The organism is Streptomyces sp. NBC_00386 (assembly GCF_036063235.1).
Lineage (GTDB): Bacteria > Actinomycetota > Actinomycetes > Streptomycetales > Streptomycetaceae > Streptomyces.
The window spans coordinates 6,111,919-6,133,811 of sequence record NZ_CP107950.1; the positions used below are offsets into that span (position 1 = coordinate 6,111,919).

General features: G+C 68.8%; 19 protein-coding genes, 1 tRNA gene and 2 pseudogenes. 13 read left to right on the top strand and 9 right to left on the bottom strand.

Going from position 1 to position 21,893, the window contains the following annotated elements:
- Positions 1 to 21: 21 nt before the first annotated feature.
- Together OG780_RS26885 and OG780_RS26890 are read right to left on the bottom strand one after the other, a co-directional pair.
- Positions 22 to 2,178, bottom strand: coding sequence for a YfjP family GTPase (locus OG780_RS26885; RefSeq protein WP_328452330.1), 2,157 nt, complete (start codon positions 2,176 to 2,178; stop codon positions 22 to 24).
- 5 nt (positions 2,179 to 2,183) lie between these two features.
- Complete coding sequence (locus OG780_RS26890) at positions 2,184 to 3,830, bottom strand: dynamin family protein (protein ID WP_328452332.1); 1,647 nt, start codon at positions 3,828 to 3,830, stop codon at positions 2,184 to 2,186.
- Positions 3,831 to 4,101: 271 nt separating this feature from the next.
- Between OG780_RS26890 and OG780_RS26895 the strand changes: the two genes are divergently transcribed.
- A tRNA-Arg gene (locus tag OG780_RS26895) sits at positions 4,102 to 4,177 on the top strand.
- 175 nt (positions 4,178 to 4,352) lie between these two features.
- Here the strand turns inward: OG780_RS26895 and OG780_RS26900 are convergent.
- Positions 4,353 to 5,033, bottom strand: a complete 681-nt coding sequence (locus OG780_RS26900) for a tyrosine-type recombinase/integrase (protein ID WP_328452334.1) — start codon at positions 5,031 to 5,033, stop codon at positions 4,353 to 4,355.
- 411 nt (positions 5,034 to 5,444) lie between these two features.
- Here OG780_RS26900 and OG780_RS26905 point away from each other — a divergent pair, with 411 nt between their 5' ends.
- The 3 genes from OG780_RS26905 (at position 5,445) to OG780_RS26915 (ending at position 7,056) form a co-directional block, all read left to right on the top strand.
- Positions 5,445 to 5,738, top strand: a complete 294-nt coding sequence (locus OG780_RS26905) for a hypothetical protein (protein ID WP_328452336.1) — start codon at positions 5,445 to 5,447, stop codon at positions 5,736 to 5,738.
- 327 nt (positions 5,739 to 6,065) lie between these two features.
- Positions 6,066 to 6,593 carry a GNAT family N-acetyltransferase gene (locus OG780_RS26910; protein ID WP_328452338.1) on the top strand — a complete coding sequence of 176 codons (528 nt, stop codon included), beginning with the start codon at positions 6,066 to 6,068 and terminating at the stop codon, positions 6,591 to 6,593.
- Positions 6,594 to 6,795: 202 nt separating this feature from the next.
- On the top strand, positions 6,796 to 7,056 hold the full coding sequence (locus tag OG780_RS26915; protein WP_328452340.1) for a cold-shock protein: 261 nt from the start codon (positions 6,796 to 6,798) through the stop codon (positions 7,054 to 7,056).
- 345 nt (positions 7,057 to 7,401) lie between these two features.
- Here the strand turns inward: OG780_RS26915 and OG780_RS26920 are convergent, their stop codons facing one another.
- The 4 genes from OG780_RS26920 to OG780_RS26935 form a co-directional block, all read right to left on the bottom strand.
- A complete protein-coding gene (locus OG780_RS26920; protein ID WP_328452342.1) occupies positions 7,402 to 7,680 on the bottom strand; it encodes a hypothetical protein in 279 nt (92 codons plus the stop codon).
- 828 nt (positions 7,681 to 8,508) lie between these two features.
- Entirely contained in the window at positions 8,509 to 10,578 is a 2,070-nt protein-coding gene (locus tag OG780_RS26925; RefSeq protein WP_328452344.1) for a TerD family protein, read from the bottom strand.
- Positions 10,579 to 10,907: 329 nt separating this feature from the next.
- Positions 10,908 to 11,192, bottom strand: a complete 285-nt coding sequence (locus OG780_RS26930) for a DUF1876 domain-containing protein (protein WP_326790949.1) — start codon at positions 11,190 to 11,192, stop codon at positions 10,908 to 10,910.
- A gap of 329 nt (positions 11,193 to 11,521) precedes the next feature.
- Complete coding sequence (locus OG780_RS26935) at positions 11,522 to 14,101, bottom strand: hypothetical protein (RefSeq protein ID WP_328452346.1); 2,580 nt, start codon at positions 14,099 to 14,101, stop codon at positions 11,522 to 11,524.
- A gap of 369 nt (positions 14,102 to 14,470) precedes the next feature.
- Between OG780_RS26935 and OG780_RS26940 the strand changes: the two are divergent.
- Positions 14,471 to 14,860, top strand: a pseudogene (locus OG780_RS26940) (transposase); the annotation flags it as partial.
- Between the two features lie 164 nt (positions 14,861 to 15,024).
- Here OG780_RS26940 and OG780_RS26945 read toward each other — a convergent pair.
- On the bottom strand, positions 15,025 to 15,417 hold the full coding sequence (locus OG780_RS26945; protein WP_328452348.1) for a DUF6176 family protein: 393 nt from the start codon (positions 15,415 to 15,417) through the stop codon (positions 15,025 to 15,027).
- Positions 15,418 to 15,659: 242 nt separating this feature from the next.
- Between OG780_RS26945 and OG780_RS26950 the strand changes: the two genes are divergently transcribed.
- The 7 genes and pseudogenes from OG780_RS26950 (at position 15,660) to OG780_RS26980 (ending at position 20,201) form a co-directional block, all read left to right on the top strand.
- Positions 15,660 to 15,968 carry a DUF7677 family protein gene (locus tag OG780_RS26950; protein ID WP_328452350.1) on the top strand — a complete coding sequence of 103 codons (309 nt, stop codon included), beginning with the start codon at positions 15,660 to 15,662 and terminating at the stop codon, positions 15,966 to 15,968.
- A 138-nt stretch (positions 15,969 to 16,106) separates the two neighbouring features.
- A pseudogene (locus tag OG780_RS26955) lies at positions 16,107 to 16,253 on the top strand (IS3 family transposase); the annotation flags it as partial.
- A 137-nt stretch (positions 16,254 to 16,390) separates the two neighbouring features.
- On the top strand, positions 16,391 to 16,579 hold the full coding sequence (locus OG780_RS26960) for a hypothetical protein (protein WP_328452352.1): 189 nt from the start codon (positions 16,391 to 16,393) through the stop codon (positions 16,577 to 16,579).
- Between the two features lie 276 nt (positions 16,580 to 16,855).
- On the top strand, positions 16,856 to 17,071 hold the full coding sequence (locus tag OG780_RS26965; RefSeq protein WP_328452354.1) for a hypothetical protein: 216 nt from the start codon (positions 16,856 to 16,858) through the stop codon (positions 17,069 to 17,071).
- A gap of 338 nt (positions 17,072 to 17,409) precedes the next feature.
- Positions 17,410 to 19,074, top strand: a complete 1,665-nt coding sequence (gene ettA, locus OG780_RS26970) for an energy-dependent translational throttle protein EttA (RefSeq protein WP_328452356.1) — start codon at positions 17,410 to 17,412, stop codon at positions 19,072 to 19,074.
- A 6-nt stretch (positions 19,075 to 19,080) separates the two neighbouring features.
- A complete protein-coding gene (locus OG780_RS26975) occupies positions 19,081 to 19,491 on the top strand; it encodes an acyl-CoA thioesterase (protein WP_328452358.1) in 411 nt (136 codons plus the stop codon).
- On the top strand, positions 19,488 to 20,201 hold the full coding sequence (locus OG780_RS26980) for a hypothetical protein (RefSeq protein ID WP_328452360.1): 714 nt from the start codon (positions 19,488 to 19,490) through the stop codon (positions 20,199 to 20,201). The genes OG780_RS26975 and OG780_RS26980 overlap by 4 nt, the downstream gene beginning before the upstream one ends.
- A gap of 65 nt (positions 20,202 to 20,266) precedes the next feature.
- Here OG780_RS26980 and OG780_RS26985 read toward each other — a convergent pair whose 3' ends face one another.
- A complete protein-coding gene (locus OG780_RS26985; RefSeq protein ID WP_037618889.1) occupies positions 20,267 to 20,671 on the bottom strand; it encodes a globin in 405 nt (134 codons plus the stop codon).
- Between the two features lie 131 nt (positions 20,672 to 20,802).
- Here OG780_RS26985 and OG780_RS26990 point away from each other — a divergent pair, with 131 nt between their 5' ends.
- A complete protein-coding gene (locus OG780_RS26990; RefSeq protein ID WP_328452362.1) occupies positions 20,803 to 21,795 on the top strand; it encodes a methyltransferase domain-containing protein in 993 nt (330 codons plus the stop codon).
- Positions 21,796 to 21,893: the final 98 nt, after the last annotated feature.

Here is a 21,893-nt window from a genome sequence, read left to right on the forward strand (position 1 = left end):
GGACGGTTGTGGAAAACCGCGTCACCCGACCGGGGTACCCGCCGTCGCCGTCCCCATGACGCGCCCGTACTGCTCCCGCACCTCGCGATACCGCAGCAACTCCGCCGCCACGGGATCCAGCACCCGGGCCCTTCCGCAACCTGCGGCCGCCTCGCGCAACCGTCTCTCCGCTTCCAGGCCGTAGCGCCGAGCCGGCCCGCGGGCCGCCATCTTGCCGGCCCACTCGACGGCCGGGCCGCCGACGATGCCCGACACCATCAGCAGCACCGGAACCCCGAGATTCGGAGACATGACCCCGATGATCTGGCCCACCAGCCAGAGCCCGCCGATGACCTGGACGATCGTCATCGCGGCCTGCGCCAGCACCGCGACGGGCCACCAGCCGGGCCTCGGTGGCCGTCCCGCCGGTGCCGCCGCGCGCGCCGCCATGTCGTCCAGCGCCTCGGGCAACCCCTGCGCGCCCCGTACGGCCGCCTCGCGCACCGCCAGCGCCCAGGGCGCGGGAAGTCCGTACGCGGCCCGGTCGGCCACCGTCCGCACCGCCTGTTCGACACGCTGGCGGGCGGTGGCCTCCTCGTCCGCCGGAGCCCGCACGGGCAGACGCCCGGTCGGGGGTTCACGCCGCTCCAGATACCAGCGCCACAGCCGCAGCCAGGGCGTGCCGCAGGCACGGTTGGCGTTGCGGCGCCAGGACCGTTCGGCGGCCTCGCCGGCCGCCACGGCGCCGACCGCGTCCGCGAGCCGGTCCGCGAACTCGTCCCGCGCCTCCTCGCTGAGCCCGACCCGCCGTCCCGTCGCGTAGACGGGCCGCAGCCGTGCGGCGGCGGCGTCGAGATCGGCCGAGATCCGTCGTGCGGCGGCGCCGCGCTCCGCCACGAACTGGCCGAGACACTCACGCAGTTCGGGGACCCCGGCCCCGGTGAGGGCGGACAGCGAGAGGACGGTGGCGCCCGGCTCGCCGTACTCGCCGAGCGCGATGCCGTCCTCGTCGAGCAGCCGCCGCAGATCGTCGAGCACCTGATCGGCGGCCTCGCCGGGGAGCCGGTCCACCTGGTTGAGGACCACGAAGGTGACCTCCGCGTGCCCGGCCAGCGGCCGCAGATAGCGCTCATGGAGGACGGCGTCCGCGTACTTCTCCGGATCCACCACCCAGATGACCGCGTCGACCAGCTTGAGGACCCGGTCCACCTGCTCGCGGTGCTGGACGGCCGCCGAGTCGTGGTCGGGCAGGTCCACCAGGACCAGGCCACGCAGCTGGGCCTCCGCCTCCGCGCTCTGCAACGGTCGTCTGCGCAGCCGCCCCGGGATGCCGAGCCGGTCGATCAGGGTGGCCGCGCCGTCGCTCCAGGTGCAGGCGATGGGGGCCGAGGTGGTCGGCCTGCGTACGCCGGTCTCCGAGATCGCCACGCCCGCGAGCGCGTTGAAGAGCTGCGACTTGCCGCTGCCCGTGGCTCCGGCGATCGCGACGACGGTGTGCTCCCCGGAGAGCCTGCGGCGGGCCGCCGCCTCGTCCAGGACCCGGCCCGCCTCGGCGAGCGTTCCGCTGTCGAGCCGGGCGCGGGAGAGACCGACCAGTTCACGGAGCGCGTCCAGGCGTGAGCGCAGCAGCCCGTCGTACGCGAGGGGCGCAGGCAGCGACGGGACGGCGGCCTTGGCCTCCGCCGACGGCGCCTGGTACCGGACAGGGGCCGTCTCGGTCACGCGTCGCGCGATGAGGCCGTCGTCCCAGACGGGGCCGTCCTCCGCGTGCGCCGGGTCGGCGCCCTCCCCACGCGCGCGGGACTCCGTTCCGGACGCGTCCTGGGAGCCTCCCTGTCCGGCCGTGCCGTCGCTCCGCGCCGCCTTGCCGCCGTCGTCCCCCTCACCACCCCCTCCGGTCTCCCTGGCGCCTTCCAGGGGCCGGGCCCCGGAACGTGCCGCACCGGCCCGGCCTTCGTCCGGGCGGTTTTCCTGAGAATCACCGGCGCCCCCGGTCGCCCCGTCGCGGTCGTCGAGGTCGGTGCGCTCGTCGCCCGGAGCGCCTGTTCGGGAAGGGGTACCCGCTCGTGAGGGGGCGTTTTCGCGGACGGCGTCCTCGGAGTGGTCCTCCGCGGGACGGCCGTTCTCCGGACGACTGTCCTCGGGACGTCCGTCTCCGGGACGGTCGGCTTGATCCGTGTGGTCAGTGACGGCAGTCACCGCGGTCACCTCTCCTTCTGCAGTACGGACAGCGCGGCGATGAGTTCGGCCTGGGGTTCCGGATGGACGTCGAGCGCTTCGAGGGGTGCGAGCCGGCGCTCGCGTTCGGTCTGGAGGGCCTTGTCGATGAGGTCCGTGAGCAGTCGGCCGCCCTTGTCGCGCAGCCGCAGCGCGCCGTGGGCCCCGATCCGCTCGGCCAGTCCCTCGCCCGCGCTGCGCGCCCTGCGGCCGCCCAGGAGCGCGGTGGCGACCAGCGCGGCCACCACCGCGGAGTCCGGCGCGACACTCTTGTCGAGGTCGCGCACCTCGTCCTCGGCGTATTCCTCAAGGATGCGTCGCCAGCGTCGTACGGCCAGACCGATCCGGTGCTCCGCGCTCTCCAGCGCCGGATCACGGTCCGTCAGCCCCGGAGCGCCCGAGGCCGGTTCACGGCGCCAGGCGTCGTCCACGCGTTCGTCGGCGGCCGCGACGGAGCACAGCAGCAGAGCGGACAGGCTTTCCACGAGCGCGTCCAGCAACTCCTCGGCGGTGCAGTCGAGGGGATAGGCGCGCCAGCGCTTGAGGGCGTCCCCGGAGAGCACGGCCCCGGCCTGCAGACGCCCCTTCGCGCGCGTGTGCTCGCTGTCGTACGCCCCGTCGACGGACGCGGTGAGCCGTGTCGCGGCGGCGTACTGCGCGGCGGTGGCACTGGCCAGTTCCGGCATCCGCGCCTTCAGGGAGTCGAGGACGCCATGGGCCGTACGGGCCATGGCCCCGTGGCGGGCTCCCGGGTCCTGGGCCTGGTGCGTGAGCCACGTACGCAGCGGTGCGACGGCCGTGGCGGGCAGCAGACCGCCACCCCAGGCGGACTCGGGCAGTTCGGGCACGGTGAAGCGGGGCGCCTCACCGAGTCCCGCCTTGGCGAGCAGCGCGCCGTACTGCCGCGAGACCTCGGACACCACCTGGTGCGGCACCCGGTCCAGGACCGTCACCAGGGTCGCCTTCTGCTCCTTGGCGGTACGCAGCAGATGCCACGGCACCGCGTCGGCGTACCGCGCGGCCGTCGTGACCATCACCCAGATGTCGGCCGCGCAGATCAGTTCGGCGGCCAGCACCCGGCTTTCGGCCACCAGGGAGTCGACGTCGGGCGCGTCGAGGAGGGCGAGGCCCCGGGGCAGCGAGTCGGCGGTCTCGATACGCAGCACTCGCTCCCCGCGTTTGGCGCCGGCGGGCAGATCGTCGCCGGGCTCCTGATGGGGCATCCACACGCGCGTGAGCTGGGGCAGTACCCGCATGCCGCTGAACCAGTGATGGTCCTCCGGGTGGCACACCAGCACCGGGGTACGGGTCGTCGGGCGCAGCACGCCCGCTTCGCTGACCCGGCGCCCCACAAGGGAGTTGACGAGGGTGGACTTGCCGGCACCGGTGGACCCTCCGATGACGGCGAGAAGGGGTGCTTCGGGTTCCCTCAACCGGGGCACCAAGTAGTCGTCGAGCTGTGCGAGCAGTTCGTCGCGGTTGGCACGCGCTCGTGGAGCCCCTGCCAGGGGCAGCGGAAAGCGTGCGGCGGCGACACGGTCGCGCAGGGCGGAAAGTGCGTCGAGCAGCTGAGGCCGTACGTCCAAGGTCACCACATGCGAAGAATGCCCAATTTTAGAGTCTTTCTGAAGCATATGGGTATGTCTGCGCGCCGACAGGACAGACGGGGCGGAAGGGATGACTGGGGCGCAGGCATAACGAGTGCACAACACCCGATGCGCGAGACGCCAAAAGCGGTGCACGATTCGTACCCGCCTGCGATTATCAGGACCGCTTCACTGAACCTCCACATCGAGCCACGGAGGCGCAGTATGAGGGGCAGGGATGCGGGAGCCCTATCCTTGTCCCCGGCAAGGTCACGGATCCGCCCACACCCGGGCACCAGGACACAGGCCGACACACCCGGCCCCCGTAGCTCAGTGGATAGAGCAGGCGCCTTCTAAGCGCTTGGCCGCAGGTTCGAGTCCTGCCGGGGGCGCCAGTCTCCGCCCTCCCTTTGGGGAGGGCTTTTTGCTGGTCAGAGCACGTTTCACTCAATGCGAGGAAGCCCCGGGCACCTCCCTGATGAACAAGGGGAAGGTCCGGGGCTGTTCGGCTGTCACCGGGTTTTCGCGGGTGGCCCTGTCGAATACGTGTCGAAGTTTCGGCAGAGAGCGTCAGCGGGTGCCGGGCGGCCCGGGGAGATCCCCGGCGGCTTCGAGGCGCCTTTTCAGGTCAGGAAGCTGCCCCTCGACGCATCGCGCGTACGTCGCCAGGAGCACCGGGACGCTGTTCCCGGCCCAGTCCGCCACCTGGGCGGGCGGGATCCCGTCGTTGAGCCACTTCGTCAGACGCGTGTGCCGGTTGTCGTACACCCGTCTCCCCGTGGGTGACTCGAAGACGTGCGGGGGCAGGACGGCTTTGCGCGCACTGAGCCACGCCCGACGGATGACCGAACCCGCGAGAATCCCGCCCGTTTCTTCCTGGAACAGCAGGTCACCGGGCTTGAGCTGTTCATCCTCGACGTGCTGCCGAAGGATGCGCGTCAGCGCGGGATGCCCCGGCGTGGTGCGAGTCTCGCCCTCGGCACGGCCCTTCAGGTCGCGTTCCTCGTGGATCTCTCCGGTGTCGGTCCACTGCTTGCCGACCTCTGGGGTAGCTGTGTGGATCAGTAGCTCGCACCACTGGTCCGCAGCGTCGGGGCCGGGAAGCGTCACGTCTTGCACCCGCATGGCCACGGCTTCCTCCGGCCGTAGACCGCAGAAGTACAGCGTGGCGAAGAACGCGTGCAGCCGCTGTCCTCCACGAGGCCGGCGCCGGATCCAGTCGAGGAGCGCCGCCGCCTGGTCCGCGTTCATCAAGCTCTGGCTGCGCTCCGCTCCGCCGGGCGCGCTCCCGGCTCCGCTCCGCGCGACGCTCCTGCCTTCGGCCCGCTCCGCGCCGACGCGCGCCCTGGAGAGGGTTGGCCGACGGCAAGGGGTCAGAACACGTCGTGGCTGGGGCGGTCGGCTCCACGACTTTAGCCAGCCACTTCGGCGCGAGCCTCGAAGATCATGGCCCCAACCTCGTGCTTTACCGGGCAGTTCAGGAGACTGCCCGACTCGCGATGAGCTTACGGGGCCATGATCACTCGCGCCAAAGCAGCTCCCGGCCAAAGTCGCTCCGCCGACCTCACGCTAGGGTTCCCCTCCGGAGTAGCCGAAGGGATCAACGCTGGTGGGGGGCACAGGATGCGTCAGTGGTGGCAGGCACGGCGTGCGCGACGAGCAATGAACAAGCTCTTCGAGACGCTCGAGAACACCCACAACGCTCCGGATGACGAGACGTTCGCGAAAAACGCTCCCTGCCATTGCAGCCCTCAATGGCCGGCCTTGGAGACCACGGCCAACGGCTATGTGATCCGAGCAGAGCCGAGATCGCACTACAGCATCCTGACAAACCCGCAGGTCGGGACCTTCGTGGCGCGCTGCACCAACTGCCAGGCCAGGTATCCCAATCCTTGGGGCATGGACCCGGCGGAGGAGATGCCCTACGCCTGGGCACGCGAACCGATCGAGGACTAAACCCTGCGAGCGGGAGTCTCTGACATCAGCGTCTGCGGGTCTTCTCTGCGGTGGTCGCTTTGATGCCCGCCGGGCTGCTCGCCGTCTGGAGATGGTCCGTCGGCATGCCCTTCCCGTGCCCGTTCGGTCGGGAAACGGCGGGGAACCGCGGTCGCTGGCGGACAACGCTCACGAGAACGGTCCCTGACCGAGTTACCTGGTCAGAGACCGTTCACCTGCGGTGGGTGTGGGATTTGAACCCACGGTGACTCGCGCCACGACGGTTTTCAAGACCGTGAGCAAGAGACGGTAGTGAGCGCCTGTGTGGGCCCGTGCGAGTATCGCGACGTGAATGATCTGCACTTTCGCCTCGCCGAGGACGCCGACCTTGCCACGCTGGTTCGTTTGCGCGACGACGCTGCCCACTGGATGCTCGCTCACGGCATCACCGGCCAGTGGCAGCCGGGCCAGTTGGGTGAGGAGCATTTCCGCGGGGCCATGACGAGTGGTGAGGTCTGGATCGCCGAGGCCGACGGCCGCGTGGCCGGGGCCTGGGAGCTGTGGTGGGAAGACGAGGACGCCTGGGGACCGCAGCCGCCCGTGGCCGGCTACGTGCATCGGCTGATGGTGGACCGTAGCAGCGCCCAACCGGGAACGGGGCGGCTCCTGCTGCGCGCTGCGGAGCGCCGCGTTGCTGCGGCGGGCAGAGGAGCTGTGCGCCTGGACTGCCTGGCCGACAATGCGCGTCTGAACGCCTACTACCTGGACGCTGGCTATCGGATCGTTGGACGCAAGGCAGGCAAACCGCAGCCGGTCGGCGCACCCAAGTCATTCACACTCCTTGAGAAACCAGTGCCGACAACCGTCAACAGCTGAGTCGCAGGGCTCAGCGCTGATCGGCCATACGGCCACAAGTCAAAGACTTGACTTCGGCTGACACCACCTGCTGACACCAACAAGCGTGAACAGCGGCGGTCTCCGCCGGATCGCAACGGACGATCAGCCGAAGCGCAGAACCGATGAGCTGACGTCGGCATCCCCCACGATCGAACTGATAAGGAAATGAGGGGAGAGGTAAATGAGTCGCCGGAAAGGGACCCGTAAGGTCGCCGCAGTCGTGACTGCGACTGTGCGTGAGTGGAGGGACGAGGAAGGTTGGGGTGTCCTCGACTCGCCCGAGACTCCTGGAGGGTGCTTCGGCCACTACGCCGACATTCAGGCGCCCGGCTTTCGCACGCTGTCACCAGGGCAACAGGTCGATCTCGCCTGGGAAGCACCCGGCTTCAAGCAGGACGGGTACGACTACCGGGCGGTGAGCATCGTTCCCCGCCCCGTCTGACATCCACGGCTGACATCAACGAGCACGAACAGTGGCGGTCGAGGCCGGACCCCAGAGGCTGATCGGTCGAGGCGCACGGGCGGTTGGCCGACGTTGGTAGACCTCTGTGATCGACCTGATAAGGATGAGGCAGCGAGGTAAAACCCGCACCCAGCTGGCAACTCGGCACTTCAATCGGCCCACGATGCACGGCTGCCTTGACTCGGGCATTGAGACTCGACCGGCCGCACCCAGGGGCTTGCCCAGACGCTAACTTCAACTGTTCCATGACCCCCATGACGCAGCGATCGGGTCTGCCGCACGCTTGGCGACAGCTGAAGTGGTGCCTAGCAGCCAGCCGTGCCCTCAACTCTCCTGGTCCTCAACCAGGCCGACGGCGAAGGGGAACCCCTTCAGGAAGTCGCGCCTCGCAGGGTCCTGCTCCGCTTCGGCCAAGTCCGCGAGCACTCGCAAAAGCCGTTCGCGTTGGCTGGCGGGCAGGCGCAGCAACTCTCCGCCGACGCTCTCCATCATCTTCACCGCGGAATCGGGATCTACTTCCTCGTCCCCGCAACTCTCCAGCCACCACACGACATCGACGAGCATGCCGGTGAGTGCCGGCACGAGCGGATCCCTGTCATTCATGGGTGCAACGTAGCCGAGCCCTATGACAGCGCTTCGCGGGGCGGTGAGTGCCTGACGACGTCGCTGCGGGACGCAATCGTCGTTCCGCTAGGGTGCGCCGCATGACCAGCGACGCCCCGGCCTGCCCTGATTGCGGCCGGCCCATGGAGTTCCGTGGCTTCGTACTGTCCCTGCGGGAGGACGACGGCCAAAGGGTCTGCCGGTCGCTGTGGAGATGTGCCGGTCGGCACGTCTGGTGGGGCTGGGCGGACCGGCCGCACGAGCCATTGGATGCCTGTCCGGTGCCAGAGCTGTTCCGCTGACCTTCAACTGCACGAGGTATGTGCGGGCGTAGCCCCAGGCGTGTTGGCATCCGGATCTGTCGAATGCGTGTCGAAGTTGCCGAACGCCGGGACCTGGCGCCCGGAAACGACCAGGTCAGGCATGCTCGCGCGTGGGTCCGCTCCAGTGCCTTCTAAGCGCTTGGCCGCAGGTTCGAGTCCTGCCGGGGGTGCCAGTCTCCGCCCTCCCTTTTGGGAGGGCTTTTTGCTGGTCAGAGCATGTTTCACTCGATACGACGAAGCCCCGGACACCTCCCTGATGAACAAGGGGAAGGTCCGGGGCTGTCCGGCTGTCACCGGGTTTTCGCGGGTGGCCCTGTCGGATAGGGGTCGCCCCCGAGGCCTACCGGCGGCCGTAAGGAACCCCCGAGGGGTGGACAGGAACGGGGCCCGGCCGCGTTTTCCGCTGGGCCCCCTTCCCGCCACGAACATGCCTGGCCGGTTCACCTGGGCGGCAGCGGTCGCGTGTGCCTCCGTCGCCGGGTCCGCCTCGCCCGGGTCGCTGGGCTCAGCCCGTCGTCGCGCCGTCCTTGGAAGGTGTCCGGCGAGAGGTCGTACCGTCCAGGTGGACCACCACCCCGGTGTAGAAGCGGTGTACCGCGTCGTCGACGCTGCGGATGAAGCCCGACTCCGCGTTCCCGCGCGTGCTTCCCATGCTCTTGAGGAGAGACAGCCGGAACCCGGTGATCCGGGAGGCGGGCTCCTTGGGCAGCATGTCGGCCGGCTCGAAGCGGAGGCGTTCGAGCGTTCCCCGGGGGCCGGCCGCTTCCCCTTCGACGAGGGTCTCGACGTGAAGATCCGCCGGCGCCTCGGCCAGGCGCCGGACCAGTCGCTTCGCCCACGACAACGGGTAGCCCTGCTCGGGTGCCGGGATCTCGATCGAGGTGCGGAGCTTGCCTGTACGCAGGTCCGCGTTGATCGCCAGGACGCCGGGCGTCCCCTCGATGCGCAGTTCCGCCTGAAGCCGCCCGTCGAGACAGAGCTGATCCGCGAGAAGACCGCGCAGCGCCTTCGGATCGGTTCCGCGTCTGGTGCGCTGGACAGGCAATACCTTCTGGCCCAGTTCGCCGCCCAGCCGCAGGCAGACCTGGCGTACGAGGCGTTCCCAACTCTCGACGACCTCCAGCGCGCGCGAGTCTCCCTGGCACAGGGTCTCGTCGTCGAGCCCGTTGCGTACCGGCACCCAGGCCGGCCCCATGTTCTGGAAGCCGTGGCAGCCGGAGTTCTCGTGCCGCAGGTAGTGCAGCAGTTCCTGGAGGAGCCAGGCGTGCGCCGCGTTGCCGACGCCCTCGTGCCTGATCAACAGTTGCGCCTGATGGGCGACTTCCGCCCACGACAGGTGCCACAGGGCCACCTTGTGCTTGCGCCTCTTGTCGATCTTGACCTCGACGAGCGGGCTGCCTTCCAGCGCGACGTCGTTCGACAGGGTGATCACGGCCTCGTAGCCACGGCGCGCGGCGATGTCCATGTACGCCTGGACCTGCTCGGCCTTGAGCGCGCTGCCGTTGGTCTTCGTCTCGACCAGTGCCGTCCACAGCTTGCCGGCCCGTTCGACCCGGATCACTCCGTCGGGGCGACGGGGGGTGTCGCCGTGCGGCAGGGTGACCTCGGTGAAGGTCTCCATGCGGCCGGCCGGCGCTCCGAAGGCGGCGGTGAGTCTCCTGCCGAATTCCGGCACCTGAGCCATCACGGACAGCAGTACCGAGGTCGCACGCGTCTCGCGCTCCCGGTCGCTCTTGAGCGCCGACGCCGGGAAGAGCCGTGCGTCCCTCCACGACTCGTTCTCGGCCAGCGTCCTCTTGACCGCCTTGGGCAGGGTGACCTTCTTCTTGGCCGTACGAGGCCGCGCCGCAGCCTTCGTCGGCTGGGCCTCGTCTTCCGGCCGACGAGGGGAGGGGACCGCCGCCAACGGGTCTCGCGGCTGGGGTTCGCCTGCCGACGCCGATGCCGAGGGCGAGGGCGAAACCGACGACGCCGTCGTGTCCGGCTGATCGTCGTCGGTGGCCTCGTCCAGTGCCGCCTCGGCCGCCGCGTCGTCGTCGATGTCGACCCCGAAGTCCGCGGCCAGACCGGCGAGACCCGCGTCGTAACCCTGGCCGACGGCGCGGAACTTCCACTCCTCGGCCCGCCTGTACAGCTCACCGAAGATGATCGCGCTCACCGAGTCGGCGTCGTCGATGGCGAAGCGGAGGAGTTCCTCACCTCCGCCGTCCGCCAGCGCCAGCTTCACGCGGTCCAGTTCACCGAAGCGGGCGCCCTCGTAGCGGCTGGCGGCCAGGACGATGCGATCGACTTCGGGGGACACCGCGGTCAGGTCGAAGCTGATCCGGTCCTCGTCGCCGTCCGCCGTCGGCGTCTTGCCCAGAAGCTGCACGCTTCCGTCCGCGGCAACCGGGTTGTTGTAGAAGCAGAAGTCGGCGTCGCTGCGGACCTTGCCGTTCGCGTCCAGCAGGAGGACGGACACATCGGCGTCCCCTTCACCGGTCGAGCTTCCCCAGCCCAGGCTGACGATCACCGAGTCGATGTTCTCGCTCAGAGCGGCGAGCGAAACATTCGACCCTTTGACCATTTCACGCATGAATCCCCCCAGAACAATGCAACTCGGTGTGCCGGCACCCCCACCCGGCCGCCTGGTGCCCGGCGTCGCGCGGTGATCGGTGCGCGGGTGACTGTAGTGCCCACGGAACCGTATATGGAGGAGTCGCGCAGAATCTGTGCGGGATTCGTGGAAACATCCTTAAGCTGTCCACCCTGGTCGGCCTCGGGGCAGGCGACGACCCCCGGACAACACCCGGACAACTCCGGCAGGTCCAGGGGTCCGGAGCGGAACAGCTCGTGACGGTTCGTGCTCGCGCGACAGCTCCGGGGAGTCCCAAGGGCTCCGGGGGAGCGGAGGGCGGGCCCCGGTCACCTCAGCGTGTGGGACGTCCTGCCCGATGCCGCGTCGATCTCGTCATGGGCCTTGGTCAGCAGTTGCATGGCGAGCTCGTTCAGGGCCCTCGCGCCCGCGACCTCCTCGCCGACCCTGGGCTGGTTCGAGTCGGAGGGGTGGCGGCTGGCGTATCCGTGGGCGCGTACCTCGCTGCCGTCGGGGAGCCGCAGCAGGGCGGCCGCGCGGGTGCGGTGGTCGTCCTCCTGGAATTCCATCTCGACATGCCAGCCGACCGTGGTCCGTGCCTGCATCGCTGTCATCTGTGTCATCGCGATCACCTCCGAAGGCGCTGCCCCCTGGTGAAGCCCTCAGCGGACTGGTTGAGCCCCCTGGAAGAGCGGACTGGTTGAGCCCCTAGGAGAAGTGTCCTCCTCGGGCGGGCCGGGCACGAGGCGAGGGCGCGGAGGGTCACGCGGGGTGGCGCGCCCGTGCCTGTGCGGCGACGGCGGTCGGTGACGTTCGGCTACCGGAAACGGCTACCGGAAACGGCCCCTCTCCGGCGGGTTTTCCCGTCGATGAGGGGCCGTGTCAGGCGGCTTGGGCCGTCTCCGGGCCGTCGTGGGCGTGAGCGACGGCCCGGATTCGCAGGTCAGTTGGTGAAGTACATGTACTTCCAGGAGCTGTAGGTGGTGGAGTTGACGTCGTCGCCGGAGGAGTCGTTGATGTAGGCCGACCGGATCCGGACGCGCGTGCCCGCCTTGTCGAAGGTGTCGAGGTCGAGGACGCTCTTGCCGTTGGCGCCCAGTTCGAAGTACTCCTCGTAGCCGCGGAGCCACTGGCCCTCGACGTAGACGTCGATGTCCAGCCGGTAGTGGCGGTCCGGGTAGGAGCTCATCGCGGTGGTGAACAGCGGGGCCGTGTTCTTGTGGTACCAGTAGTAGGTCGAGGAGTTCGCGCTGACCTTGGCCGTCTTGTAGTACCTCGCCAGAGAGGTGGAGACATTCGCCTTGGCGTACGCGGTGACCTTGACCGACTTCGGGGCCGTGCGGGCGTCACCGGCGAAGACCGCGGAGATGGTGGTGTCCCGCTTCATGTCCACCACGGCGGTGACGTTTCCGCTGGAGTTGACGGTCGCCTTCTTCACCAGGACGTTGGGCTTGTCCGAGCCGTAGGGGTTGGCCCAGATCTCCACCGTGCGGTTCTTGTAGGTGGTGCCCAGGTGCGCGGTGAAGGTGACGTCCTTGTCGTACGAGTACACCGTGCCGTTGTTGTTCAGGCTCAGCGTGGTGGCGGTCCGGGAGACGGCCACCGTGTCGGAGCCCGAAGCCGCGGCGCGGGTCGCGTCGCCCGCGTAGGAGACGGCGTACTTCACGTCGCCGCCGGCCGGCGGGGTGTCGGTGAAGGAGAAGGTGCCGTCCGCCTTGGTCTTCACCGAGGCGAGCGTCTTGCCGGAGGGCGACTCCAGGTCCGTGCGCTTGACGGTGAGTACCGTGCCGGCCGGCAGCGCCTCGGCGTTGGCGACCTTGCCGGTGACGGTCAGTGACTTGGCGCGCGTGGCCGTGGCGGGCGCGCTCACCGTCACCGTGGTGGCGGTGCGGGAGACGGCCACGGTGCGCGTGGCGGATGCCGGGGCGTGGCCGGGGTCGCCGGCGTAGGAGACGGTGTACTTCGCGTCGCCCTCGGCGGTCGGGGTGTCGGTGAAGGAGAAGGTTCCGTCCTCGGCGGTCGTGACGGGGGCCAGCGTCTTTCCGGACGGCGACTCCGTGTCGGTACGGGTGACCGTCAGCGACGTCCCGGCCGGCAGTGGATCGCCGCCGCTGACCTTTCCGGTGACCGTCAGCGACTTGCCGGGAACCACCGAGGAAGGCGCGCTCACCGTCACCGTGGTGGTGCTGCGGGAGACGGCCACGGTGCGCGTGGCGGATGCCGGGGCGTGGCCGGGGTCGCCGGCGTAGGAGACGGTGTACTTCGCGTCGCCCTCGGCGGTCGGGGTGTCGGTGAAGGAGAAGGTTCCGTCCTCGGCGGTCGTGACGGGGGCCAGCGTCTTTCCGGACGGCGACTCCGTGTCGGTACGGGTGACCGTCAGCGACGTCCCGGCCGGCAGTGGATCGCCGCCGCTGATCTTCCCGGTGACCGTCAGTGACTTGCCGGGAACCACCGAGGAAGGCGCGCTCACCGTCACCGTGGTGACGTCCCTGGTCGGCGCGTTCAGGGTGTTGAGGCGGTACGTGTCATCTTTTTCGGTGACCGCGAAGAGGTGGTCGCCGTTCGGCTCCCACGCCAGTCCGTCCGTGACCAGGGTGCCGGAACCGGTGTCGGCGAACTCGTACTTCCGGACCGGCTCGGTGGTACCGGGCTCGAAGATGTAGACGTCCGGCTGGTACATGCCGTCGATGCCGGCGGCGACGGTGCCGTCCGCGGCGATGTCGACGGCGTCCGGGTAGGGGGCAGTCGGGTAGCTGCCGACTTCCTTCAGGTCGGTCGTGGACAGGACCTGGTGCTTGTAGGGCCAGCCGCTGGCCGTGACGACCTGACCGCCGTCGGGGGTCACCGCGAGGTCGCCCAGGTTGCTGCCGGCCTGGTCCTTGGCGAGGAGCCGGGGAGCGTCCGGGCCGGAGACGTCATAGGTCGCTACGGCGGAGGGGCTGAGGCCCGGGACGCCCGCGGCCAGCACACCGGGCGCGGCCGGGTTGGACGCCAGCAGGGGCGCGTAGTACCAGTGGTTGCGGCTGTCCTGGGCCACGGCGAGGACGGCGTCCGGGCCCGAGAGGTCGAGGGAGCCGATGTTCCCGTTCGCCGCCGTGCCGTAGCCGAACCACAGCTTCCCGCCGGCGCGGGCGAGGGTCGTCGGGGCGTCCGCGGTGCCGGTCGAGTAGCGCGCGGACTCGGTGAGGCCGGCCGTGTCGATGGCCGCGATCTCGTCGCTGCCCGGGACGGCCACGTACAACGTCTGTGAGTCGGCGGAGAGTTCCAGGCCGCCGGCCTGCGGCAGCGAGCCGAGCGTCCCGACGACGTTGCCGCTGTAGTCGGTGGCGACGACCTTGCCGCCGGTCGGGTCGCTCACGAAGACCCGCTGGTGCACGCTGTCCACGACGACGTCGGCGACGGAGGCGACGGGCAGGACGGTGTTGCCGTCGGCGTGGGCGGCCGTGGACCCGAGGCCCGTCAGCGCCGCGGAACTGAAGAGGACGGCGAGTGCCGTCGCGGTGGAGATCCTGCGGTTGCGCAAGGTGGTTCAAACCCCCATGAGCCGTGGGAGGCCGCGCGTCACCGGAGGCTGGAAGGCGCCGGGCGCGGCATGCTTCGGATGCCTATGACACGGGTGTGACCACGGAACCGCTGGAATGGTTGTGCGAGGGAAGAGGAGATTCCGGGGCCTCTCCCACGGCGGTGTCCGTTCCTCGCCGGCCCGGCAGACCGACGGCGACCGACAGTGACGGATGGGCCACGGACGTCAGAGGCGGAGCCCCAGGTCGGGGGAGTGTAAATCTAACGGCGGATCCGACGGTCATGGGAGAGACGTCAAGTGACTTATACCGCCGTGGAGTTGGAGACCGTGGAGTCTGTCGGAAGTGCCCAGTCCGGGCAGCCTGCGCCCGTGTCGGACGAGCAACTGGCCGCGATGCTGGTGGAACGGGCCCGGACGGAGGGGCTGCAGCTGACCGGGGTCGACGAGATGGTGCTGTCGCTGTCCGAGAAGGGGCTCACGCACGGCGAAATCGCCGCCCACCTGGCCGAGGTCTACGGGGCCGAGGTGTCCAGGCAGGCCATCTCCACCATCACCGACAAAGTGATGGAGGGCATGAGCGAATGGCAGAACCGACCCCTCGACCGCGTTTACCCCGTTCTGTTCGTCGATGCGATCAACGTCAAGATCAGGGACGGCCAGGTCGCGAACCGCCCGGTCTACGTCGTGACGGCGGTGACCGTGGACGGCACCCGCGACAGCCTCGGCATCTGGGCCGGCGACGGCGGGGAGGGCGCGAAGTAGTACTGGCTGCACGACGGCTCAGACCCCGGAGAGAGATCCGTCTGGGGCTCTGAGCCGTCGTGCAGCCGCGTACTGCGAAGACGATGTCTACGGCGGGGAATCGGCCGGCACCGGGGAGGGATGATGCGAGGACGGACTGCCTGGTACGACTGAGCGAGCAGCTACCGGTCTCGCAGTGCCCAGTTCAACACCGCCTTTCTCACTGGTTCTGGAAGCATGAGCACCTGTGGTTCAGCCTCCACCCAGCCCGGTTCCTTCGTCCGCTTGGCATGCTCGATGTGATCGCGATCGATGGGAAGACTGTGGTCCAGTCCTGCCCCGTCTTCACCTCTCACGGTGACCCAGAACAGATGGTCCTCGTCGTTTTCCCGTAGCCGGAACACGATCTCGATCGCCATTCGTTCGCGATCCAGCGTGGCGATGCATTCGTCGAGTCGGTCGTTGAGCATGCGCATCCATCTGTCGGCCTCAGCCTCGGCGCCGGGTTTGACCTTGGCACGTGACAGTTCAACGATCAGACCGGAAGGGATGCTCGCAGGGCGATCTTCACTCATGAGCGGGCAGTTTGTCAGAACGCTCTTCCGAAATGCCTGGGCGCGATGGGTGGTCTGTCAAGAGAGGCCCTGGCGCCTGACATCAGCAACTGACACCAACAGCGATGGACCGACCCGGACGAGCGCGGCCTCCAACGGTCGCCCCGTCCTCGTGAGGCTGGCATCCCTCCGACCTCCAGGGGGACCGCGATCGACCTGATAAGGATGAGGCTCCAATCCCAAGCCCAATAGATGATGTCCTCGTGGATCACCTTCCCGTAGACGTACGCGCAGCACTGCGCTTCTTCGCCTTCTACATCGCGAATGGCACCCTCGACGTGGATCTCTTGGAGGGTGTCGACTACCGGCCTCAGCTCATGGCGTTCGGCTCTCCGTTGGAGCAGGTCTTTGCGATCTTCACCAATGTCCTTCAGGTGGATGAAAACGGGGAAGTCCTGAACGAAGGGGACGCCCAGTACCGTGCCGCGCAATGGGTCCGCTCGTACTGCGATCCGAGCTACCTAGTGGAGCCACCGTTCGAGCGTTGGGAGACCGAGCTGCACGGGCCGTGACGGCAGTACCGCAGTGAAGTACCGCAACCACAACACCCGATCACGACCGGTCTCGACTTTCCGGGGCGCGGCAGCAACCGCATTGGCCGTAGATGACCGCTCCGCTTTGAGCTACAGATCAGAAGGTTGCACCAGACGGAGTCGTTCTGGTCCTCGATGCAGATCGAGCTGCTCAACCGCCGGCGGTGGAAGACCCGGGTCGAACTGGCCAACGCGATCTTCGAGTTCATCGAGATCTTCTACAACCGCCAGCGACGACACTCAGCATTGGGTTATCGCACCCCATCGAGTACGAACTACTCTCCGAGAACGACACCACCCCGGCTGCTGGTTAGTCACCGAGCCTGGAGCCCAAATGGTGGGGCAGGTCAACCTGTCACCCAACACTGCAGCAGACCCGAGTGTCGGGGACAAGGGGGACTGTGAGCAGGAGACGCTACGTTGCTCGGGGCACACCGGGTGGTTACCGGATCTGGGACAACCGAGGACGTCGTTGGTGGGGGGATCTCTACGAATTGTGTCCTGACGATCTGGTGGCCGAGTTGAACGGTCAGGCGGACCACGCACGGATTACTGCTCTGATGAAGCGTTACAGGGCGCAGAAGCGGTAGGTGTCGCCAGGGCGGGGATGACGAGGGTTCGCACCACTGCCGCACCAGATCAGGCGGGGAACAGCGGGGAACCACGGTGAAAGAGGCCAACGCCGATGGGACCGTGTCGTGGGCGTTCATCCAGGTCAGCGCTCGAACCCACCGTAAATGCCCGCAGCTTCCCAAGCTGATGGCGGTACACGGGGGGTCGGCCTGGACGCAGTCAGGCAGCGGCAGCTCCGTGCGGTCCAGACCTTGCTCCTTTGCAGGCACCGCGTTGGCTGTCACGATCAAGCCGTGGCCAACCTTTCGAAGATCGCAAGCCGCCTGGACGCCTTCATGGACCTGATGGGCCCAGTGATCGGCGTCATGCTGCTGGCTGTAGGCATTGAGACCTACCGCAACGGTGGATCCATGGGCTGGCCCATCGCGGGAGCGGTCCTGCTTGTGATCAATCTCCGGGTGGGCTGGCGCCGCCTCGCCAGGCGCCGGAATCCGACCCCCTCGCCGTAGAGGCGCTATGCAACGCATGTGGCATGACCTGGAGCTGCCCGCCATGGGAGCTGCGGTCGCAGGCGTGGTCATCTGGCATGCGGATCACAACCACCAAGTGAAGATCAAGCTGGACGAGTGGGACCGGCCTGAGTGATCGCGCTGGGCCGTCCCTGGGCCGTGCGAGGGTGCTCGACAGCGACCGGCGGCGACAGCCAGTGACAGATCAGCCACGAGCGGGGACGGCGAACGGCCAGGTCACAGCCCCCCGACCGAACGCGTTTCCTTCAAGGGGTAGCCGTCAGGCAAGATGGGGTGTATCTGCCCACTGCCGATTTCAAGCGTCCGGACGGTTTCTCTTGGCTGAGTTCATTTACACCATGCGCAAGACGCGCAAGGCGCACGGCGACAAGGTGATCCTCGACGACGTCACCTTGAGCTTCCTCCCGGGTGCGAAGATCGGTGTGGTCGGTCCGAACGGTGCCGGTAAGTCCACCGTTCTCAAGATCATGGCGGGCATCGAGCAGCCCTCCAACGGTGACGCGTTCCTGTCGCCCGGCTTCAGCGTCGGCATCCTCATGCAGGAGCCGGAGCTGGACGAGTCCAAGACGGTGCTGGAGAACGTCCAGGACGGTGCCGCCGAGCTGATGGGCAAGCTCAACCGCTTCAACGAGGTCGCCGAGCTGATGGCGACCGACTACTCGGACGCGCTCATGGAGGAGATGGGGAAGCTCCAGGACGACCTGGACCACTCCAACGCCTGGGACCTCGACGCGCAGCTCGAACAGGCCATGGACGCGCTGGGCTGCCCGCCCGGCGACTGGCCGGTCAACAACCTCTCCGGTGGCGAGAAGCGCCGCGTGGCGCTCTGCAAGCTGCTGATCGAGGCCCCGGACCTGCTCCTCCTCGACGAGCCCACCAACCACCTCGACGCCGAGTCGGTGAACTGGCTGGAGCAGCACCTCACGAAGTACGCGGGCGCCGTCGTCGCCGTCACGCACGACCGGTACTTCCTGAACAACGTCGCCGAGTGGATCCTCGAACTGGACCGCGGCCGCGCGATCCCCTACGAGGGCAACTACTCCACGTACCTCGACAAGAAGGCCTCCCGCCTCAAGGTCGAGGGCCGCAAGGACGAGAAGCGCGCCAAGCGGCTCAAGGAAGAGCTGGAGTGGGTCCGGTCCAACGCCAAGGGCCGTCAGACCAAGTCCAAGGCCCGCCTCGCCCGTTACGAGGAGATGGCGGCCGAGGCCGACAAGATGCGGAAGCTGGACTTCGAGGAGATCCAGATCCCGCCGGGCCCGCGTCTGGGCTCCATCGTCGTCGAGGTCAACAACCTCTCCAAGGCGTTCGGCGACAAGGTCCTCATCGACGACCTCTCCTTCACCCTGCCGCGCAACGGCATCGTGGGCGTCATCGGCCCGAACGGCGCGGGCAAGACCACGCTGTTCAAGATGATCCAGGGCCTGGAGACGCCGGACTCCGGCGCCATCAAGGTCGGCGACACGGTCAAGATCAGTTACGTCGACCAGAGCCGCGCCAACATCGACCCCAAGAAGACGCTGTGGGCCGTCGTCTCCGACGAGCTCGACTACATCAACGTCGGCCAGGTCGAGATGCCGTCGCGGGCCTACGTGTCCGCCTTCGGCTTCAAGGGCCCGGACCAGCAGAAGCCCGCGGGTGTCCTCTCCGGTGGTGAGCGCAACCGGCTGAACCTGGCGCTGACCCTCAAGGAGGGCGGCAACCTGCTGCTCCTCGACGAGCCCACGAACGACCTCGACGTGGAGACCCTGTCGTCGCTCGAGAACGCGCTGCTGGAGTTCCCCGGTGCGGCCGTGGTCATCTCCCACGACCGCTGGTTCCTGGACCGGGTCGCGACGCACATCCTCGCGTACGAGGGTGAGTCGAAGTGGTACTGGTTCGAGGGCAACTTCGAGTCGTACGAGAAGAACAAGATCCAGCGGCTCGGTGCCGATGCCGCGCGTCCGCACCGAGCCACCTACAAGAAGCTGACCCGGGGCTGATCGATCTTGCGGCACATCTACCGCTGCCCGCTGCGCTGGGCGGACATGGACGCGTACGGCCACGTCAACAACGTGGTGTTCCTCCGTTACCTGGAAGAAGCCCGTATCGACTTCCTGTTCCGCCCGGAGAAGGACTTCAAGCAGGGGTCCGTGGTGGCGCGCCATGAGATCGACTACAAGCGGCAGCTGGTCCACCGGCACGCGCCGGTGGACATCGAGCTCTGGGTGACGCAGATCCGAGCGGCGTCCTTCACGATCACCTACGAGGTCAAGGACCCCGATCAGGTCTACGTCACGGCCTCGACGGTGATCGTGCCGTTCGACTTCGAGCATCAGCGCCCTCGCCGGATCACGGCCGAGGAACGCGACTTCCTGGAGTCGTACCGCGACGACGAGGACGAGGCCGTCGCGGCATGACCGTCCTGCACCTCGCCGACGCGGGGGAGGCGGCGGATCTCGCCGCCTTCCTCTCCCGGCTCGTCCACTACGACCGCGCGGCCGCCGTGCGCCTGAAGGCGCACGGCACCACGCTCGCGGTCTTCGGCCGGCCGCCGTCGTTCGAGGTCCTCGCGATCCGTACGGCACGGCTCGCCAAGCCGTACGAGAACGGGCTCGACGTCACCCTCGACGTGACCGTCTCCGCCGGGGAACTGCTGGAGTCCGTCGAGGAGCAGGCCGCCACCGTCGGAGTCCCGGACCCCGTCACCGGGCCCCCGTGGGCCGGCGTCCTGCCGCCCCGCGGCGGCTGGACGCCGGAGCCGGGACTGCCCGCCCCCGACGCCGTGCGGGCGAAGGTCGCCGCAGCGGTGGCCGAATTCCGTTCGCGCACCGAGGAGTTGGCCCCCGAGCTGCGCACCCGTGCCGAACTCGACCGGGTCGGGCGGGAGATATGGTCCCGGCCGATCGGTGACACCGGACTTCCCGTGCGGGCCGCGCACGCCGCGCAGGCCCTGGGATTCCTGCGGCCCGTGCCGCCCGCGCCCGCCTCCGCCGGGGGACAGGTCCCCTCGGGCGACAGCCCGTTGGCGCTGTACTCGTCCGGTGCGTGGCTGCGCCTGCGGACGCCGTTCGGCTCGATCGCCGTCCGCCGGGCGGGACTTGGCTCGCTGGGCGTCAGCGTTCACTGATCCCCGCGCGCCGAGCGTCGCAGTCCGGCCCGCGGCCCGCGGCGCGCGGTGTCCGGCGCCGGCGGTCAGCCCGCCGTGTTCACCATCGACGCGGCCGCGTACGTCAGGTAGTTCCACAGCGTGTGCTCGTGCTCCTCGGAGAGGCCGAGCTCGTCGACGGCCACCCGCATGTGCTTCAGCCAGGCGTCGTGCGCCGCCTGGTCGACCTTGAACGGGGCGTGCCGCATCCGCAGCCGGGGGTGGCCGCGGTTCTCGCTGTACGTCGTCGGGCCGCCCCAGTACTGGATCAGGAACAGCGTGAGGCGCTCCTCGGCCGGGCCCAGGTCCTCCTCGGGATACATGGGCTTCAGCAGCGGATCCCCGGCGACACCCTCGTAGAAACGGTGTACTAGGCGCCGGAAGGTCTCCTCGCCGCCGACCTGCTCGTAGAAGGTCTGCTCCTGAAGCGTGCCGCGCCGAATCTCTTTCACGTCCCCATGTTCTCAGACGGTGCGACCGAGGACTCAAGGCTTAGGTCCACACATGACAGAGCGGACGCTACGGTTCCGGACCGGACGGGCCGGCGCTCGCCTCGTGGCCCGTTCGGCAGCACAGTGGAGGTATGGGCGCGCACGCTCTCGAAACCGGTCCCGGCCCCGATGACCTCGCCGACGCGGCGCGGGCGTCCCTGGTGCGCGTGATCGAGCGGAGCGGGGCCTGGGAGAGCGATCCCGTCTGGCGGGAGGCCTTCGAGGCCGTCCCGCGCCACCTGTTCGTGCCGTACTACTACCTCGGCGGGATCGGCGGCTACGAGCGTCTGTGGGGCGAGGACCCGGACCCGCTGGTCCGGGACCGCTGGCTGCGCGGCGCGTACGCGGACGCCCCGCTGGCCACCCGGGTACGGGACGGGGAGCTGGTCTCCTCCAGCAGCCAGCCGTCGCTGATGGCCAAGATGCTGGCCGAGCTGGAGGTACGGGACGGGGACACGGTCCTGGAGATCGGCGCGGGGACCGGCTACAACGCGGCCCTGCTCGCGTACCGTCTCGGCGACGGCCTGGTGACCACGGTCGACCTCGACGTGGAGATCACGGAGGCCGCTCGCCGGCATCTGGACATCGCCGGGTACCACCCGACCGTCGTCACCGGTGACGGAGCGCGGGGGGTCCCCGAGCGCGCCCCCTTCGACCGGATCATCGCCACCTGCACGCTGACCACGATCCCGCGCCCCTGGCTGGTCCAGTGCGGTCCCGGAGCCCGCGTCCTCGCGCCGCTGGCCACCGGCCTGATCGCGCTGGAGGTCGGGGACTCGGGTCATGCCGAGGGACGCTTCCTGCACACGTCCGCCTTCTTCGTGCCGCTGCGCGGTGCCACCCGGCCCGGACCGGAGCCGGAGCCGGCCGGGACCGGCGGGGTGCCGCGCCGGGCCCGCGGCCACGATCTGTTCCGTTTCCTGCTCGCCCTGACGGCGGGCCGCCTGGACCCGCAGGACGCCTACACGCTGTGGGAGCGCGAGGGGCAGCCGCAGCGTGAGCGGTACGGGGTCACGGTCGGCGAGGAGGGCGTCCGGGCGTGGCTGGACGACCCCGAGGGGCCGTACACCTGGCCGCTGTCCTGAGCCCGCGCGACCGGGGTCCCGAGCGTCCGGGAGGCGCTCAGTGGGCGCCTCCCGCACGGGAGACCTGCCGGGCCACGGTGCCGGGCCCGGCAGGACGG

Coding starts and splice junctions, on each gene's coding strand:
- OG780_RS26890 (WP_328452332.1), bottom strand. CDS start 3,830: ATGCTTCAGAAAGACTCTAAAATTGGGCATTCTTCGCATGTGGTGACC.
- OG780_RS26900 (WP_328452334.1), bottom strand. CDS start 5,033: ATGAACGCGGACCAGGCGGCGGCGCTCCTCGACTGGATCCGGCGCCGG.
- OG780_RS26905 (WP_328452336.1), top strand. CDS start 5,445: ATGAACAAGCTCTTCGAGACGCTCGAGAACACCCACAACGCTCCGGAT.
- OG780_RS26915 (WP_328452340.1), top strand. CDS start 6,796: ATGAGTCGCCGGAAAGGGACCCGTAAGGTCGCCGCAGTCGTGACTGCG.
- OG780_RS26920 (WP_328452342.1), bottom strand. CDS start 7,680: ATGAATGACAGGGATCCGCTCGTGCCGGCACTCACCGGCATGCTCGTC.
- OG780_RS26925 (WP_328452344.1), bottom strand. CDS start 10,578: ATGCGTGAAATGGTCAAAGGGTCGAATGTTTCGCTCGCCGCTCTGAGC.
- OG780_RS26930 (WP_326790949.1), bottom strand. CDS start 11,192: ATGACAGCGATGCAGGCACGGACCACGGTCGGCTGGCATGTCGAGATG.
- OG780_RS26945 (WP_328452348.1), bottom strand. CDS start 15,417: ATGAGTGAAGATCGCCCTGCGAGCATCCCTTCCGGTCTGATCGTTGAA.
- OG780_RS26980 (WP_328452360.1), top strand. CDS start 19,488: ATGACCGTCCTGCACCTCGCCGACGCGGGGGAGGCGGCGGATCTCGCC.
- OG780_RS26990 (WP_328452362.1), top strand. CDS start 20,803: ATGGGCGCGCACGCTCTCGAAACCGGTCCCGGCCCCGATGACCTCGCC.